This is a genomic window from Alteromonas sp. 009811495, assembly GCF_028865455.1.
GTDB lineage: Bacteria > Pseudomonadota > Gammaproteobacteria > Enterobacterales > Alteromonadaceae > Alteromonas.
In genome coordinates this window covers 380,491-397,134 of sequence record NZ_CP113972.1, presented here as the reverse complement: position 1 = coordinate 397,134, position 16,644 = coordinate 380,491, and the positions used below count along the sequence as shown (strand labels likewise).

Genomic DNA, 16,644 nt, shown 5'->3' with positions numbered 1-16,644 from the left:
TTAGTCTTGCTGTCTTGCTTGTTGGCAAGACGCAATCAAACGCGCAAAGTCTTGCGCGTCTCTGTCTAATTCAGAGCTTGCAATAAAAATATCGAACCCGAGACGCTTTCTAAGCTCAACCATACGGTGCGCCAGCATTGCTTTAATGCCATTGATAACCGTTCCATCTTCCATTACGTATTGTTTATCGTCAAACATGGATTGCTCATAGCAACTACCAGATGCACAATTTTCATCCGTATTTTGCATTAACAGAGGACGCTGCTCCATCAATAGATGGGTCGCTAATCGAGGCGAAATGGTATGCAGAAAATCAGTATAACTCTTAAGCTTAAAGCCGACGGTTTCCAGCGGAACATGCTCTAGTCCGTGCCGCACTCTCGGGCAATCTGCACGTTGCAGATTATCCCAGTGAATACGCCAACTCCCCAAACGATGCTGATAAGTTATGTAGTCTTTCGCTATCTCAAGGCTGTAGTCTGGCTCGCGAAGTTTGAAATAGCCAACGAGCAAACATACCAGCGCCGCACTCGTGATGAAAATGCCCGCTAAGAAAAGCCAATCAGGCATAAAAGATAGCCAAAGGGCGGCAATTACCAGGCCCACAGCACCAATTACTAGGCTTGTAATACCATTACCTTTAGACGCAGCTTTTATGTAAATAGAGGCTTCGCTATTTCCAGACATAAAAATACACTACCAACATAATTATGGCCCACACCACATACAACCTAATGCGCTTACATTTAACGCATTCAGTATGCCACCAACGCTTAAACACATTCATTAAATCGCACCCGTTTGTACGTTTGCTGACTATGGGTAGTTTACCCGATTGCGTAAAAAGGTTATGTGCTTTTTCACCCACTCTATCGGCTAAGCTACCACCACGTTGCGGTGACGGTGACGGTAACGCTGAAAAGCCGCAACAATCGTTGGTGTAAATACCAAAGAAAGAATAACCGAGAAACCTACACCACCGGCCAGCACAACCGCGAGTGGTGGCCAGAAGCTTCCGTCACTAAATAGAAGCAAAGGTATGAGACCACCTACTGTTGTGAAGGTAGTTGAGAGTATATGGCGGCTGCAACTCATGGTTTCTTCGACAATGGCTTTAGTGTCGCCACGCTTCGCTTGAGGATTCGCATTTATTGCTGCGATAACGACGATTGAACCGTTAATGGCCACGCCAATAAGACCTGCACACCCTAGCAACGGATTAAAGCCAACAGGTAAACCTGAAAGCCACAAGCTAAACATTCCTAGTCCTACCGATAAAATAGCAACGAGCCCAATAACACCCGCCATACGTAAGCTGGTAAAAGTAAGAATAAGTGTTGTCACCATAAGTACGAGAAGCACGGGTGCATATGTCGCAAGTTTGCCTAATGCTTGTTGCTGCTCATCCGCGTCTCCGGCTAAGTGAATACGGTAGCCTTCTGGTAAAACTAACCGAGTCTCTAGCAGATCGCGCAGTTGGTTGCTAGCGTCGATAGCAGGTACACCTGGCAGTAAGAATGCCTGAATACGGTTTAATCTTTCACCATCTAATCGCGTGATACTGCTTGTAGCAGGTTGCAATGATAGCGTGGTTACCGCTGCTAGCGGTGACCATGAAATAGCATTGTCACCTGCCACTGGAATTGGCATCGCATCCACACCTGCCACATTTTGTCTAAAGGCTTTGTCGATACGCACTCGAACAGGGATCTCTTCGGTACTTTCCAGTACTGACCCGCCAGTAATGCCTGAGAAGTTAACTTGCATTTGACTCGCTAACTCAGAAAGCGTCAGGCCAAGATAGGATAAATTGTCACTATCGGTGTTAACTTTAAGTTCGGGCTCGCCCATAGATATACTGGCAATTGATTGTGAAATTCCGTCGACTTCAGACATCAACATTCTTACCTTATCACCAAGGTCATTTAGAATATTGAGATCTGGTCCAAAAATCTCTACCTCAACAGGGGCTGCAATGGGTGGACCTTGCCCAAAAGCGCGCACCACAATCTGCACTTCAGGATGAGTGGTATCCAAGTCTCGCTGCAACTTGCCTACTAAGTGCGCCGCACTCTCAACCGTGTCAGTCGTAACAACAGCATTGGCGAAATAAGGCATGTTGTCACGGGTCATCATTTGATTGTAATAGACCGAAGGAGCAGACCCCCCCACCAGCCAACTCACTTGTTCAACGCCATTTTCGGCGCGTATCACTTCATCAATACGTTTAACATAGTGGGTGGTGTTCTCGATACTGCTGCCTTCTTTGGTCCACAAGTAGACTTCAAATTGATCGCGATCAGCGCTTGGGAAAAACACATTTGCAAGGGTTGATGACAACGCAAAGCCAGATAAACAAAGCACACTCACTAGCGGTAAAACTAGTAAAGGTTGTTTAATCCATCGTCCTAATTGCTTACTGAATGCGAAACTCAATGAAGGGGTTTGAATACCCACTTTCCACCAAGACGTTGATGCTGCTGATTGGGGTGATGCACCGTCATTTTTGGGTAAAAATCGCGCAGCTAATGCAGCAATAATCGTCAGTGAGATAAACAAAGAGCCGATTAATGCCATGACGACACTAATTGCAATAGGCCCTACAAAGTCACCAATATTGCCATCGAGCAAAAAGATGGGCATAAAGCCTAAAATTGTAGTTAACGTTGAGGCAAGCAGTGGAGCGAATAGGTGTGACACACTTTTCGCCATTGCACCAACACGAGTAAGGTTAGGATCCTGCAGGTTTATTCGTATCTCATCAGTAATCACAATCGCGTTATCGATAAGTAAACCGATTGCGATGATCATGCCGAAAATCGACATTTGGTGGATTTGCTCGTTATAAAAACTAAGGCTAAACAACGCGAAAGCAGCACATAATGGTAGCGCTAATCCAACAATCCATGCGGCTCTGAACCCCATAAACAATAGGATGACGAGCATGACCACAGCGCAACCCATTAATAAATTCATCGATAAATCGGATAATCGTGTAGCAGTATATTCATTCTGCTCAAAGGCAACAGTAGCCTGCAGCGTACCGCTAAAGTCTGCATTGAATTTATCTACGACGTCCAATGCATTCTTAGTCCATACGTCAGAGCGCAATGAAGGCTGCATACGAGCTGCAACGAAAATTGATTCGTCGCCGTTTAGAAATGCAACTTCATTGCGAGGCGTGGTGTAGCTTCGCGTTACAGTAGCAATATCTTCTACGCGTAAGTAACGTCCCTGATTATTTACCAGTGGTATAGACGCGATCATATTAACGCCGTCTAGCCCCTCTCCAACGGTAAAACGCAAGTTACTTTGTTCACTGTTAAGCATACCGGCGGGAAGTTTGGGATCGGCCCGACTTATCAAGACGCTCACTTGCTGTAGGTTTAAGCCCGTCGCGGCCAACTTAACCGGGTCAATATTCACGCTAATTTCTTCAGAAGGCTCGCCATATACCCGCACTAACTCGGTGCCATTAACATTGCGCAACCTGTCAGTAAGCTCTTGTGCCAATCTCGCCGTCAAGGTGATAGGTGTGGTGTCAGGATAGGTAGCGCGCAGTGACAATAGTAAAGTGAATGCGGTGGCTCCCCGCTTTTCATCAAAAACCGGCGCCATTGCGCCTTCTGGAAACGAGGAAGAAGCTGCGCCAATCGCGTCGCGAATTTCACTGAAGAGTTCTTCATTACTGCTATTATCAACCCAATCTTGCGTTTCAATGAGAATAACGGAAATACCAGCGCGAGATGTGGATTTAACTTCTTTTATCTCAAAGATTTCACGCAACCTGTCTTCTAATACGTCACTCACAAGCGCCTCGACACGCTCGGCAGAAGCCCCTGGGTATTGGGTAATAATAAGTGCATTTCGCGTATCAATTCGGGGGTCTTCAATACGAGGCAATGAGCCTAATGCCGACAAACCAGCCGTTATTAAAATAACTAAGCTCAGTACCAATAAATGCCCTCGTCGGTAAAACAGTGTGTACCAAGGGTAGGCTTTATCGCCTTCGTGGCTAAAAGGATTCATTAACGCGCCCCAGCTTGTTGTTGGCTTGGAAGAGACACCATTTGCCCTGGGGCAAGTTTATGTGTGCCTTCGTTGACAAAAATATCACCATCTTTCAGCGCGCCTCTGACAAACGCATTATTGCCATCGGTATAAACAACCTCAACAACCCGTGCTTCCAACTTAGATTGTGTATCATTAGTGATTACAAAAACACGCCATAAGCCCCTAAGCCCATTACTTAGTGCGTTTACCGGCAGCCATGCACCTTTTTCTTCATGCGAACGAAATCCAGACAAAATAGCCATATCGCCGGGGCGCACAAATTCATTGCTATTTAAGGTAACCAATATATCGACGGTGCGTGTTTGCACGTTTCTGGTAGGCAATACTTGGGTGATCGTTGCTGCAACATCAGTTTTCCCGACTCGCACTAACACTGGCTCATTAACATCGAATTGATCGATTACATCAGCTGGTACAGCAAATCTTGCTTGATATTTATCAATACTGGTCAGCCCAAGAACCGGACTACCAGCAGCGACAACACTGCCTTCATCAAAGAAACGTCGATTTACCACACCATCAAATGGAGATACTAATGCCGCTTTGCTTATTTCCACATCTAGTGAATTTATCGCCGCTTCAATTTCGGTCAGGCGTGCTTTTGACACATCTAAACTTGCTTTGGCCTCATCGAGGCGCTGTGCTGACTCGAGCTTTTTTTCAACAAGCGATACGGTACGCTCATTGTTAACCTTTGCTAATGCCAAGTCTGCTTTTGCCCTTGTGAGGCTGGCCTGTAGTTCTTGGCGACGTGCTTTTAGACGTGCAATGTCTTGCTGCGCAAGCACATCGCCTTTCTTAACCATGTCCCCTTCTTCTGCGAGCATGGCGACAACTTGACCACCTACATCAAAAGACAAAGATGTCGCTTTTGGTGATTCTATTAACCCAAACACATTCACGGGGGTATCGAAGCCTTCCTGAATTCGAACTGTACCCGTTGAAACTGCTACTGGAATACGCGCTTCTGGTGTTTGCGTGGCATTTCCAACGCCTGCCATCATGAGCAAAATAACCAGTGCTGCAATAAAAATAGAAATCGAGATAACAAGTTTAAAATGGCCGCCTTTCGTTGGCACCTGCGCAGCAGTCATAACTTTTCCTTTATCTTTCCTGAGGCGATTTGTTTTTATCGGCAACAAATACACGCTCTTAAGACCTAACTATATGTTGATACGGCTTTTATCAACAATCGTCAATGTGTGTTTAGCGACGTTTGCATACTCTTGCATACGCTTAATACTATGCTAATATATAAATACTAGACCGTCCAGTTTGATTATTGTTAATTTTAAGAGAGATACAGTGGCAACCACCAGAAAGCAAGGTAGACCAAAAAGCGAAGAAAAAAATAGCCTGATCTTAAATGCTGCGTCGTGTTTGTTTTTAAAAGACGGGTTTGCCAATACCTCTATGGATACGGTTGCCAAAGCATCTGGGGTTTCTAAACAAACTGTTTATTCGCATTTTGAAAGCAAAGACACTCTATTTCAGGCTGCTATCACATCTAAATGTCGCTCTTATCAGCTTGATACTCAGCAACTTATCGAAGCCTCTTCAGGGGCATTATCATTTTGTGAGTGTATGACAAAAGTGGGCGCACAGTTTGTACGCCTTTTACAAGATAAAGAAGCGGTTGCCATGTTCAGAGTGATTATTGCCGAGGCTGTTAATAATGCACATGTTGCAACGCTGTTTTATCAAGCAGGGCCACTAGCGTCTCTTGCAACACTGAGTGACGTAGTTGAACAATACGGGCAGGGAAAGCTTACGAAAACTCGCGCTCACGAACTTGCACTCGACTTTTGCTCATTGTTGAAAGGTGAATTTCACACCATGATGCTGTGTGGCATTCAAGCACCTATGGAAGAACAAGCTATCGAGCCCTACGTCGCTCGAGCGGTAGAGAAAGTGAATTTGTTATTTACGCACTATATGTCACAGGCCAAATAAGCCAGTGTTGACTGGGTTTTGACACCTACCACTCTTTGCGCTTATTTTTTGGCAAAGCTTGCACTATTTATCCCTCTTGTCATGATGACTTAGCGGTGTTCGTATTATACACTAGCGCCGTTTTCGTTGATGATTGAGTGACTCATGTCTGACTTTACCGGTAACCACATTCTTTCGGTTAATCAATTCGATCGCGAGGCCATTGAGAAAGTGTTCTCAGTTGCCGATTCCATGCAACCCTACGCTCGACGTCAAAAGCGCACTACCGTACTCGACGGTGCTATTTTGGGTAATCTCTTTTTTGAGCCAAGTACTCGAACTCGCGTGAGCTTTGGCACAGCCTTCAATCTACTTGGCGGTGAAGTAAGAGAGACTACTGGCATGTCAAGCTCGGCGCTGGCCAAAGGCGAATCACTTTATGATACCGCCCGTGTTCTAAGCGGCTATTCTGACATTATCGCCATGCGACACCCTGCAGCGGGCTCAGTTGCTGAATTCGCAGAAGGCAGTCGTGTCCCCGTCATTAATGGCGGTGATGGCGCTAACGAACACCCGACTCAAGCACTGCTAGATTTATTCACTATTCAGCGCGAATTAGAATACAACGGCCGCGGCATTGATGGCCTTCATATCGCCATGATTGGCGACTTGCGTTATGGCAGAACGGTGCACTCGCTATCACGCTTGCTGTGCCTATTTAAAAACGTGCGTTTTACACTTATTTCGCCAAAAGAACTAGCCATGCCGCAGCCGGTCATTGACGCGATAGAAAACGCGGGTCATCAGCTTACGATTACCGAGACATTAGAAGGTAATATGGATGCTGATATCTGCTATCAAACCCGTATCCAGGAAGAGCGCTTTCCGTCGCAAGAAGAAGCCAATAAATATCGCGGTAAATTCAGACTTAATCAGTCTATTTACACCAAACACTTCCAATCAAAGACCGTTATTATGCATCCACTTCCGCGAGACTCACGTATGGAAGCCAATGAATTGGATAACGATCTAAACCTCAATCCAAACCTTGCCATTTTCAGACAAACCGACAATGGTGTGCTGGTAAGAATGGCACTTTTTGCGTTAACGCTAGGTGTTGAAAACTTAGTGACGAAATACGAACGCGATGTGGTTTGGTACAGCAATAAGAGTAAGTAATTACATGCAAAAATCTGAAGCCCTTTTTGCCCGTGCGCAAAAAACTATCCCTGGCGGCGTTAATTCACCAGTGCGTGCGTTCAAGGCCGTAGGCGGCACGCCACGCTTTATCACCAAAGCTGACGGGGCATACATGTGGGATGCCGATGGCAAACAGTACATTGACTATATTCAGTCTTGGGGCCCAATGATTTTAGGTCACAATAATGCCAAAATTCGTGAGGCTGTTATTGCCGCTTCTCATAATGGATTGTCATTTGGCGCACCTACTGAAGCTGAAATTATTATGGCTGAAATGGTAAGCGAACTGGTTCCTTCAATGGAAATGGTTCGCATGGTGAACTCAGGTACCGAGGCGACCATGTCGGCTATTCGCTTGGCCCGTGGTTACACCAGCCGCAACAAAATTGTGAAATTTGAAGGTTGCTACCACGGTCACGCCGACTCATTGCTTGTAAAGGCTGGCTCTGGCGCCCTTACCCTTGGCGTACCTAGTTCTCCGGGCGTACCTGCCAATGTGGCAGAGCATACGTTGACGGTTGAATACAACAACATCGATAGCGTAAAAGAGATTTTCGCTGCTCATGGTGATGATATCGCATGTATTATTGTTGAACCTGTAGCGGGCAACATGAACTGCATTCCTCCTGTTGAAGGTTTCTTGGAAGGATTGCGTGCGGTTTGTGATGAATACGGCAGCGTACTTATTTTTGACGAAGTGATGACTGGCTTTCGCGTATCACGCGGCGGTGCACAGGAGCGTTACAACGTAAAACCTGACCTTACGTGTTTAGGCAAAGTCATCGGCGGCGGCATGCCAGTAGGCTGCTTTGGTGGCCGCAAAGATATTATCACCCATATCGCGCCAACAGGCCCAATTTATCAAGCAGGCACCTTATCAGGTAATCCAGTAGCAATGGCTGCTGGTTTGGCTGCCATGCAGCAAATTCAACAACCAGATTTGTATGACTCTATTTTTGAGAACACGCAGGCACTGGTTGATGGTTTCCAGGCCATTGCTGATAAGCACAATATTAGTTTAACCACGAATATTGCCGGCAGTATGTTTGGTATTTTCTTTACCGATGTGGAGAAGGTGACTAACTACAAGCAGGCCATCAACTGTAATACTGAACAGTTTAATAAGTTTTATCACGGCATGCTAAATGAAGGCGTTTATCTAGCCCCTGCATCTTATGAAGCAGGCTTTGTCTCTAAAGCCCACGATGCGTCTATTATCGAAAAGACACTAGCGGCGGCAGACAAGGTATTTGCTACCCTTTAACACTGAATTAATAAAGCAAAAGCCCCGATATCGGGGCTTTTTTGTATCTTTTTCTCGACTAATTAAATCACTAATCGTGAGATAACTTGGCTTGCTGTCGTATAAAGGCGATAGACGGCGCAAAAAATGCAGCCCCTGTCTCGGCGCTAGTAAAGTCTAACCAACGGTCATAATCACCTTCGCCATTACCGTAAATTTGGCTATGCAACATATCTTTAAATGGTCTGGCACTTGCACTGCAACTTACAAAAAACAATCCTTGTGACGCCATATCACCATACGGCATGCCTTGTTTTATCAGTCGTGGCTCATCGCCATCAGGCGTCGCGCTACTTGCTCGCACGTTATGTGATGAAGCAGATTGTTCGCTACTCACCAAATTATGTTCTTGAGTAGTACCCATCACTTGTTCTTGCTGGCGACTTGATAAGCTTCCCCAACGCCGCAAATCGTGACGATAGCGCTGTACGTGTACGTAGCTGCCACCCGCAAAGTCGGGATCATCCTCGCCGATCACCGCAATTTGTCTTCGCTTCATTCCCCGCGGATTGTCTGAAGCATAAAGAAAACCATTTAGATCTCTTCCATCGAGGTAGCGAAAGCCGCGAATTTGCTCAACCAGCTCAACGTGAATACGCAGTAAGTCCATTACCTCAATACCAACGGCATGGCAAATGTCTAATCTATCAGCGCGAATTTGAATAAAGATATCGCAGGGCATAGTGGGCGCACTTCTATCTTCGCACTGCATATCGGGAAACGGCGTTAGCTCGACGGGGATAAGTCCAGGATACACTTCAGTCCAATAACTAGTACCAATGGCCACCACGCCTGTCACCATGGCTTCATAATGCTCGTTTTCAAAGTGTTCAAAAATATCTAACACACGAGACAATTTGGCTCTTACTGCTTCACTGTCATCATCAATAACATTCAGCATTAAATACTGTGCGTGTAGGTTAGGTTCCGCGCAAATGCCTTTTTGTGGTTGTGTCATTGCCGCTCTTATTTTTATTAAAGTGTGTATACCCAGCTTATAGAGGGCATTACTGCTCACTCACGCCCTATTTTAAGACAAACACCAGCCACTAAACGGTACAACCCTTTACCGCGTGTGCGTGTAATGCCTTTTATTTAACTAGTGTGCTTAATAGCCCGCTGCTTGTCCATCTTTTCGACTCTCAGACGCCCCAAAATAAACACCTTTTTGCTTGTCCCACGCAATGGCTTGGTAGCCGCCAAATGCGCCTACTACGCGTTGTAATTTATGCCCGCGTTCCATTAACTCTCGCTGGACGGTTTCACTGAACCCCGATTCTAGGCTTACATATCCGCCATCCATCATTAGCGCTCCCGTCGGGCTGCTTGAGCCGCTGTGTAAAATACGCGGGGCATCGCCAGCTTCTTGTAAATTCATGCCAAAGTCGAGAATATTCACAATGATTTGTGCATGCATTTGCGGCTGTGTACCACCGCCCATCACACCAAAACTCATCACAGGTTCGCCGTTACGGGTAACGAAAGCAGGAATAATGGTATGGAACGGCCTCTTACCGGGGCGATACTCGTTAAAATGCCCCTCTTCCAGCGTGAACATTTCACCGCGATTTTGAAGAATAAAACCCAGCCCCGGCGGCGTCATTCCAGACCCCATACCGCGATAGTTACTTTGAATAAGTGACACCATATTACCGTCTTTGTCGGCAACGGTTAGGTAGATGGTATCCCCTTCATAAATACCTGCATCGACACGCATGGCTGCTTTTTCATTATCGATAAGTTTTTGCCTTTCTTTGGCATAGTCTTTTGAAATAAGCCAATCTACGGGAATGTCATTAAATGCCGGGTCTGCGTAAAACTTTGCTCTGTCTTCAAACGCTAACTTTTTCGCTTCTACAAAGGTGTGGATATAGTCAGCAGAGTTAAATCCCATGCCTTCAATATCGTAGCGCTCGAGTACATTCAAAATTTGAAGTGCAGCGATACCCTGACCGTTTGGCGGTAGCTCCCAAACGTCGTATCCTCTGTAATTAGCCGATACAGGTTCTACCCAGTCAGAAGTATGCGATGCTAAATCTTGGTATGACAAAAAGCCGCCCTGAGCTTTCATGTACGCATCAATAGTGCGAGCGATATCGCCTTTATAAAACGCATCTCTTCCGCCCGTTGCAATTTTTTCATAGGTTACCGCAAGGCCAGGGTTTTTAAATATGTCGCCCTTTTTCGGTAGCTTTCCATCTATTAAGAAGGTCTCAGCAAAGCCATCATAATGGCCTATTCGCGCGTGATTCATTTCCCAGTAATAGGCAATAAGCTCAGACACAGGAAAGCCTTCCCGCGCATACTTGATAGCAGGGGTCAGTAACGTGGACATTGGCAATTTGCCGAATTTCTCATGTAGCTCAAACCATCCATCAACGGCGCCTGGAACAGATACGGGTAAGGGCCCAAATTTAGGAATGGTGTTGTGGCCGCGCTCTGCAAATACCTCTTTGGTTAACTGCCTAGGAGAGCGCCCAGAAGCGTTTAAACCCACTAATTTTTGCGCTTTGGCATCCCAAACAATGGCAAATAAGTCTCCACCTACTCCGCAGCCTGTTGGCTCAACTAGGCCTAGCATGGCGTTTGCGGCTATGGCAGCGTCAACGGCACTACCACCTTGTTTTAAAATATCTAATGCCACCTGCGTGGCTAAAGGTTGACTGGTAGCGGCCATGCCATTTTGTGCAATAACTTCAGAACGACTGGCAAAGGGTTCGCCTGTTATTCGATCGTATGCATGGTTAGATACACTGACAAATACGAGTAATGCCGCGACTAAGCGCACCTTTAAAGCCATAGTTTTCCCTTAACAGCAACAGCACCTTTTTCTTATACGTAAACACTAGGTGAGCGTTTATAGCAAAAGGCACCCTTATTATTGTTTTTCTACACCTAACTCGATGAATGAAAAGCGCTACTTTTTCTTCATCATACCCACCCTAGTGTAGCGTTATTGTCACAATACGGCTAATACCAATACTAAAACGAAAAAAGCCCCGCAGATGCGGGGCTTAAGTGAAGTAATGTAGGCATTATTATTGTTGTTGTCGTGTTGCCTAATCGTGACTTACTTACGAACGGCTGCTTGTAAAGTCTGGGTATGCTTCCAAACCACACTCGCTCATATCTACACCGTCGAATTCTTCTTCTTCGCTTACACGGATACCCATAACCGCTTTCAGCACTAGCCATACCACTAGACTTACTACGAATACCCAAACAAAGATTGTTGCTGCACCGATAAGCTGTCCTGTAATGCTTGAGCCGTCATTAGTGAATGGAACAAGGATAAGACCTAATAGACCTACTACACCGTGAACAGAGATTGCACCTACTGGATCATCAATCTTAAGCTTATCAAGACCAACAATGCTTAGTACTACAAGGATACCACCAAGACCACCGAATAGTGTTGCCTCTAGTGGCGTCGGTGTAGAAGGCTCTGCAGTAATTGCTACAAGACCCGCCAACGCACCGTTAAGCACCATAGTAAGGTCTGCTTTTCCGAATAAGATACGCGCTACAATTAACGCTGCAATTGAACCACCCGCAGCAGCTGCGTTAGTGTTCATAAATACAATGGCTACTGAGTTTGCACTTTCAACAGTCGCTGTAGCAAGTACAGAACCACCGTTAAAACCAAACCAACCCATCCAAAGAATAAATGTACCTAGAGTAGCTAGCGGAAGGTTAGCACCCGGGATAGCATTCACTTTGCCATCTGCAGTGTATTTACCTTTACGTGCACCAAGTACAAGCACACCTGCTAATGCTGCCGCAGCACCTGCCATGTGAACAATACCTGAACCTGCAAAGTCAGAGAAACCTAGGTCGCCAAGTGTATACATACCAAATACGGCTTCGCCGCCCCATGTCCAAGCGCCTTCCATTGGGTAGATGAAACCTGTCATGACTACCGCAAACGCTAGGAATGCCCAAAGCTTCATACGCTCAGCAACTGCGCCCGATACAATAGACATTGCCGTTGCAACAAATACTACTTGGAAGAAAAAGTCAGCAGAAGGTGCATAGGTTGCTGGTTCTTCAGCTACACCTGTTGCGCCATCAGCCATAATACCGCTTAGGAAAGGACCCCAGTCGCCGCCACCGTACATAATGCCGTAGCCACAAACCATATACATGGTACAAGCGATAGCAAATAGTGCGACGTTTTTAGTTAGAATTTCAGTGGTGTTTTTCGCTCGAACCAGACCCGCTTCAAGCATCGCAAAGCCCGCAGCCATCCACATGACTAGCGCACCGCAAATTAGAAAGTAAAAGGTATCTAGCGCATACCCGAGTTCAAAAGTGATTTCCATTATTGTGTTCTCCGCAAATTCTTCGTTGTGGCTTACAGCGCGTCGCTATCCGACTCACCAGTTCGAATACGAACGGCGTGTTCAAGGTCGTAAACAAATACCTTGCCGTCACCAATTTTGCCTGTTTTGGCTGCGCCAACGATGGCTTCGACCAGGCGCTCTACTTGGTCGTCCTGAACTGCAATTTCCAGTTTGACTTTAGGTAGAAAATCCACCTGATATTCCGCTCCGCGGTAAAGTTCTGTGTGTCCCTTTTGACGTCCAAAGCCTTTCACTTCAGTCACGGTTAAACCGTCGATACCGATTTCTGAAATGGCTTCACGAACATCATCTAGCTTGAACGGCTTGATGATAGCTGTGACTAGTTTCATGAGATGCTCCCAGTTTATTTTGGTTATTTGTGCTATTCGCGTGTTTCTTGTTGTTGCTAAGCTAAACCAAGAGCCATGCCATAAATAATTATTCATATAAATCATATAGATAATCATATTTAAACGTTCTATCAGAAAAAACATTGCACCATATCTGTGCACACAAGCGTATTTGCCCAACGATGATGCGCAAAGTAAGAGAAGTGGGATAAGCGTACTAATAAGTAAGACGAGTGTAGGAGGGAACTATTTGTTTGCCGCTGATGTCAGTTATGTACTATGACGACGATCACTGATACTTTTTTTGCGCCAGAGCGCGATATGGAAGTCCGCAACACGGCTAAAAAAGCAACGTGGAAGTCGCTTTTTGTGTCATCGTGTGTGCATGTTTTAGGGTTTGCTTTAGTCATCGTGCTGTCGCAATACTCACTTGAAAAAAGGCGCGAGCAGGTAAGTAAAGAGGTAAACGCTCAGCCGATAAATGCGGTGCTGTATATCCCAAGAAAAACAGCAACGCCTTTAGACACTAAGGTACAAGAAAAAGAAGCGTCATCGATGCCAAAGCCGTTAAAAGTTGATGAGACAGACGTGCCAGTTCAGGTAGTAAAAGAGCCCACTCAATCAAACTTTATTGAAGAAAAACAAGAACCTGAAACAAAACCCAAGACAAATGCAGAACCACAAACTATTGCACCTACAACACCGTTGCCTGAGACATCATCGTCAAATGCTAATCAACGCGCAGGACAGTTCAACTTTTCAGCCAAAGAGGCAGCTTCACAATATTTTGATGCCTACAATAATGATCAACTTGCTCAAGAAGCTGTCGATGCAGCCCGAGAATATCAGCACAATAAAACGCACCCTACGATTGTTGATCCCAGAAAGGATAATGACGAGCAGGCTATGCCGCCGCGTCCTGTTAAACGGGTAGATTGTACCAGCAGCGCGGCTAAAACATTGGCTGTACTCAGCGGTATAACTGGCGGCACGCTTCAATGCACCAATTTGGGTGATCCTAATAGGTTTATTGACGCTCGGATTAAAAAACGTCCCAATGAGGGGCGTTAATCATTTACTCCAATTGCCCCAGAACAATGACGCCGTCTTGTTCAAACATATTGAGTGACGTTTTCTTTGAATATGCTTCAAGCCACTTTGAATAAAGGGCTCTGTATTCGTCTGATTGTTTAAAGTTATCTGCGGCAAACTTAAGTTTGTTAACCAACGCTTGATTGGTACCTTTTTTGGACATCGCCAAATACGTTGTTGCTTTTTGATAAGTAAATAACTTTTTGAAACCTTCACAGGCACCATTGAGCCCATCGCAAATAATGTTTGCACCACCGTCAGATAAAAACAGATAGTCCGCGCCACCATTGGTGAGCTGCATTACCACCTTATCCCAGGAATTCTCTGTCACATCTATGTGACCGGCCGCTTTTACAAGCTCTTGACGAAAGTCTCCCTTTAACACAGCAATGCGACTGCCTTTAGGCAAGTCTTCTAGAGAAGTCGCATCTCCTTGATAATCTGCCCGTACAAACATGGAATAGGCATTTTCTGTGATAGGGGTAATCCAATAAAACGCATCTTCGCGCTCAGGTGTTCTCGCTAAAGAGAAAACGAGAACATCGGGCTTCATCGAACTTTCTACGAAAATTCTCTGCCAAGGCGCCGTTAAGATCTCAGTCGGCAAGTTGGCTTGTTGCAATATATTCTGCACCAATTCAATAGCGTAACCTTTTAATTTACCGCGCTGCCCTCTCTCGCTAAACAAAGGTTCTAAGTTCGTTATAACCCAGAGGTGGGAAACATTACTTTCATCTTTTTCAATTCTACCTAACGCGATCACACCTTCAATTTCATTAGCGTCGGCGGATATTGTTGTCAGTTTTGGCAGCCAACGTTGAACGAGCTCATCGAAAGCTGGCGTTTGAGCAAAAACGCGCGCCGTTTTGGTCAGTCTATCTGCCATTGCCTTATTCGCTTTTGTCTTTGGCATTGCAATATAGCTGTATTGAATATCATGGGTGTGCTGCCTTGATAGTGTTGTGCAGTCAAGGCCATTCTGTTTACAAATGACATCCATGCCAAATTCAGAGAAAAACACGGCATCAACATGCCCTGTCAGTACTGCATCAATGGCTTGTGTCCAAGTGTCGTATTCGACCATCTCAAATTGTGCATATTCGCGCCCCAACTGGGCTCGATAATCACCACGCATGACAGAAACAAGAAGGGTTTTATTTTGACTGGCCAACGCAGTTAAGTTGACAGGTTTTGCGCCGTAAATACCGATAACATTTGCCGTAAGAGGGGCCAGCCAGTAGAACTTATTTTCTCGCTCGGCGGTACGCCCTATCCCCGTTGCGACGACACGCTCTCCTCGTTTCATTCGCTCAATCAAACGAGCGAAGGGCAATGGCGTTACTTCAGCATCAATGCCTGCGGCAGTGAGAATAGCGCGCGCGTAGTCGACAGAATACCCTTCAACCGTACCGTCTTCTTGGAACTCGCTAAAAACAGGTGTGTTGCCTGAAAGAACAACAAGGGACTCTTCAGCGTTAGTATTAGCCATAGACAGATTCACTAACAACAAGCTACTTAACACTAACCAACGAAACACCAATACAATCTCTCCTTGAATAAACTCGTGCCATAGTAGACTAAATAGTGAACGAAAAACAAACGGTATTGAGAAGTTATGAGCGCTTATAATAACCTGGCGGCTGGCCAAAGTAGGCTTTGAAGCGACGCGTAAACGACGTAACATCGTCATACCCCACGCTCAGTGCCACCGTTAATATAGGGGTATCAGTATTGCTTAATAAGGCCTTCGCTTTTTCCATCTTCGTTTTTACTAAGTAATTGCGTAAGCTCAATCCCGTTGTTTGCTTGAAACGCACCTTAAATTGCGTTTCTCCCATACACGCGATGTCGGCTAAGGTTTTTAAGTCGTGTTTATGTGTGAGATCTTGATGGATGTGACTTAATACAGGAACTATACGCTTATCCGTATTTGCGCCTTTTTGAGATGTGCTAAGCAAAGCATAAAATAGAGCAATGACTTCGTGCCTTGCATCGTCTGTAAAATGGTTGAGCTGAATATCGACAAAGTTCAAAAACGCTTGAAACGGCGCATTAACTTGAAAAATAGGCTGCAGATTGTCCTTAAAACCGTCAGGCACGTGATGTAAATCTGCAACAACAAATTTGCACAGCTCATTGGCTCGAAAAGTATGTACTTCGTTAGGCGCAATACATACTCCTTCACCTACCCCGACTTTCCCATCAAAATTATCTAAGCCAATTTCGATGTGACCGTTTATTGGTAACACCAACTGATAGTATTCATGAGAATGGCTATGCATGGTTTTGGTGTACGAGCGAATAGACAATGATGGAATGGTGTGTTCAGGCATGGCAAGGTTACGCGCTA

Annotated in this window: 13 protein-coding genes; 4 read left to right on the top strand and 9 right to left on the bottom strand. The window is 45.5% G+C overall.

Features of this window, described 5'->3' with window-relative positions; genetic code table 11:
- The 3 genes from OZ660_RS01740 to OZ660_RS01730 form a co-directional block, all read right to left on the bottom strand.
- Entirely contained in the window at positions 1–687 is a 687-nt protein-coding gene (locus tag OZ660_RS01740; RefSeq protein ID WP_202263298.1) for a DUF2982 domain-containing protein, read from the bottom strand.
- A gap of 189 nt (positions 688–876) precedes the next feature.
- Positions 877–4,029 carry an efflux RND transporter permease subunit gene (locus tag OZ660_RS01735; RefSeq protein WP_274742350.1) on the bottom strand — a complete coding sequence of 1,051 codons (3,153 nt, stop codon included), beginning with the start codon at positions 4,027–4,029 and terminating at the stop codon, positions 877–879.
- Positions 4,029–5,168, bottom strand: coding sequence for an efflux RND transporter periplasmic adaptor subunit (locus tag OZ660_RS01730; RefSeq protein WP_202263296.1), 1,140 nt, complete (start codon positions 5,166–5,168; stop codon positions 4,029–4,031). The genes OZ660_RS01735 and OZ660_RS01730 overlap by 1 nt, the downstream gene beginning before the upstream one ends.
- A 211-nt stretch (positions 5,169–5,379) precedes the next feature.
- Here OZ660_RS01730 and OZ660_RS01725 point away from each other — a divergent pair, with 211 nt between their 5' ends.
- The 3 genes from OZ660_RS01725 to hemL all read left to right on the top strand — a co-directional run bounded on the left by OZ660_RS01725 (position 5,380) and on the right by hemL (position 8,470).
- Positions 5,380–6,027: a TetR/AcrR family transcriptional regulator gene (locus OZ660_RS01725; protein WP_274742349.1), complete on the top strand. Its 648-nt coding sequence runs from the start codon at positions 5,380–5,382 to the stop codon at positions 6,025–6,027.
- 144 nt (positions 6,028–6,171) lie between these two features.
- A complete protein-coding gene (locus OZ660_RS01720; protein ID WP_159627365.1) occupies positions 6,172–7,185 on the top strand; it encodes an aspartate carbamoyltransferase in 1,014 nt (337 codons plus the stop codon).
- A 4-nt stretch (positions 7,186–7,189) separates the two neighbouring features.
- The gene (hemL, locus tag OZ660_RS01715; protein WP_274742348.1) at positions 7,190–8,470 is read left to right on the top strand and encodes a glutamate-1-semialdehyde 2,1-aminomutase; all 1,281 of its coding nucleotides are present in this window, start codon (positions 7,190–7,192) and stop codon (positions 8,468–8,470) included.
- Positions 8,471–8,540: 70 nt separating this feature from the next.
- Here the strand turns inward: hemL and OZ660_RS01710 are convergent, their stop codons facing one another.
- From OZ660_RS01710 to glnK, 4 genes are all read right to left on the bottom strand, one after another.
- The gene (locus OZ660_RS01710) at positions 8,541–9,467 is read right to left on the bottom strand and encodes a Dyp-type peroxidase (RefSeq protein WP_274742347.1); all 927 of its coding nucleotides are present in this window, start codon (positions 9,465–9,467) and stop codon (positions 8,541–8,543) included.
- A 150-nt stretch (positions 9,468–9,617) separates the two neighbouring features.
- Entirely contained in the window at positions 9,618–11,309 is a 1,692-nt protein-coding gene (gene ggt / locus OZ660_RS01705) for a gamma-glutamyltransferase (protein ID WP_274742346.1), read from the bottom strand.
- 274 nt (positions 11,310–11,583) lie between these two features.
- The gene (locus OZ660_RS01700; RefSeq protein ID WP_159627369.1) at positions 11,584–12,831 is read right to left on the bottom strand and encodes an ammonium transporter; all 1,248 of its coding nucleotides are present in this window, start codon (positions 12,829–12,831) and stop codon (positions 11,584–11,586) included.
- A 32-nt stretch (positions 12,832–12,863) separates the two neighbouring features.
- Positions 12,864–13,202 carry a P-II family nitrogen regulator gene (glnK, locus tag OZ660_RS01695; RefSeq protein WP_012516988.1) on the bottom strand — a complete coding sequence of 113 codons (339 nt, stop codon included), beginning with the start codon at positions 13,200–13,202 and terminating at the stop codon, positions 12,864–12,866.
- A gap of 279 nt (positions 13,203–13,481) precedes the next feature.
- Here glnK and OZ660_RS01690 point away from each other — a divergent pair, with 279 nt between their 5' ends.
- Complete coding sequence (locus OZ660_RS01690) at positions 13,482–14,273, top strand: hypothetical protein (RefSeq protein ID WP_274742345.1); 792 nt, start codon at positions 13,482–13,484, stop codon at positions 14,271–14,273.
- 4 nt (positions 14,274–14,277) lie between these two features.
- Here the strand turns inward: OZ660_RS01690 and OZ660_RS01685 are convergent, their stop codons facing one another.
- On the bottom strand, positions 14,278–15,831 hold the full coding sequence (locus OZ660_RS01685; protein WP_274742344.1) for a substrate-binding periplasmic protein: 1,554 nt from the start codon (positions 15,829–15,831) through the stop codon (positions 14,278–14,280).
- Between the two features lie 76 nt (positions 15,832–15,907).
- Positions 15,908–16,627 carry a helix-turn-helix domain-containing protein gene (locus tag OZ660_RS01680; protein WP_274742343.1) on the bottom strand — a complete coding sequence of 240 codons (720 nt, stop codon included), beginning with the start codon at positions 16,625–16,627 and terminating at the stop codon, positions 15,908–15,910.
- Positions 16,628–16,644: the final 17 nt, after the last annotated feature.

What these genes read in the sequence shown, in the direction of transcription:
- OZ660_RS01740 (WP_202263298.1), bottom strand. Translation starts at nt 687, where the DNA reads ATGTCTGGAAATAGCGAAGCCTCTATTTACATAAAAGCTGCGTCTAAA.
- OZ660_RS01735 (WP_274742350.1), bottom strand. Translation starts at nt 4,029, where the DNA reads ATGAATCCTTTTAGCCACGAAGGCGATAAAGCCTACCCTTGGTACACA.
- OZ660_RS01730 (WP_202263296.1), bottom strand. Translation starts at nt 5,168, where the DNA reads ATGACTGCTGCGCAGGTGCCAACGAAAGGCGGCCATTTTAAACTTGTT.
- OZ660_RS01720 (WP_159627365.1), top strand. Translation starts at nt 6,172, where the DNA reads ATGTCTGACTTTACCGGTAACCACATTCTTTCGGTTAATCAATTCGAT.
- hemL (WP_274742348.1), top strand. Translation starts at nt 7,190, where the DNA reads ATGCAAAAATCTGAAGCCCTTTTTGCCCGTGCGCAAAAAACTATCCCT.
- OZ660_RS01710 (WP_274742347.1), bottom strand. Translation starts at nt 9,467, where the DNA reads ATGACACAACCACAAAAAGGCATTTGCGCGGAACCTAACCTACACGCA.
- ggt (WP_274742346.1), bottom strand. Translation starts at nt 11,309, where the DNA reads ATGGCTTTAAAGGTGCGCTTAGTCGCGGCATTACTCGTATTTGTCAGT.
- OZ660_RS01700 (WP_159627369.1), bottom strand. Translation starts at nt 12,831, where the DNA reads ATGGAAATCACTTTTGAACTCGGGTATGCGCTAGATACCTTTTACTTT.
- glnK (WP_012516988.1), bottom strand. Translation starts at nt 13,202, where the DNA reads ATGAAACTAGTCACAGCTATCATCAAGCCGTTCAAGCTAGATGATGTT.
- OZ660_RS01690 (WP_274742345.1), top strand. Translation starts at nt 13,482, where the DNA reads ATGACGACGATCACTGATACTTTTTTTGCGCCAGAGCGCGATATGGAA.
- OZ660_RS01680 (WP_274742343.1), bottom strand. Translation starts at nt 16,627, where the DNA reads ATGCCTGAACACACCATTCCATCATTGTCTATTCGCTCGTACACCAAA.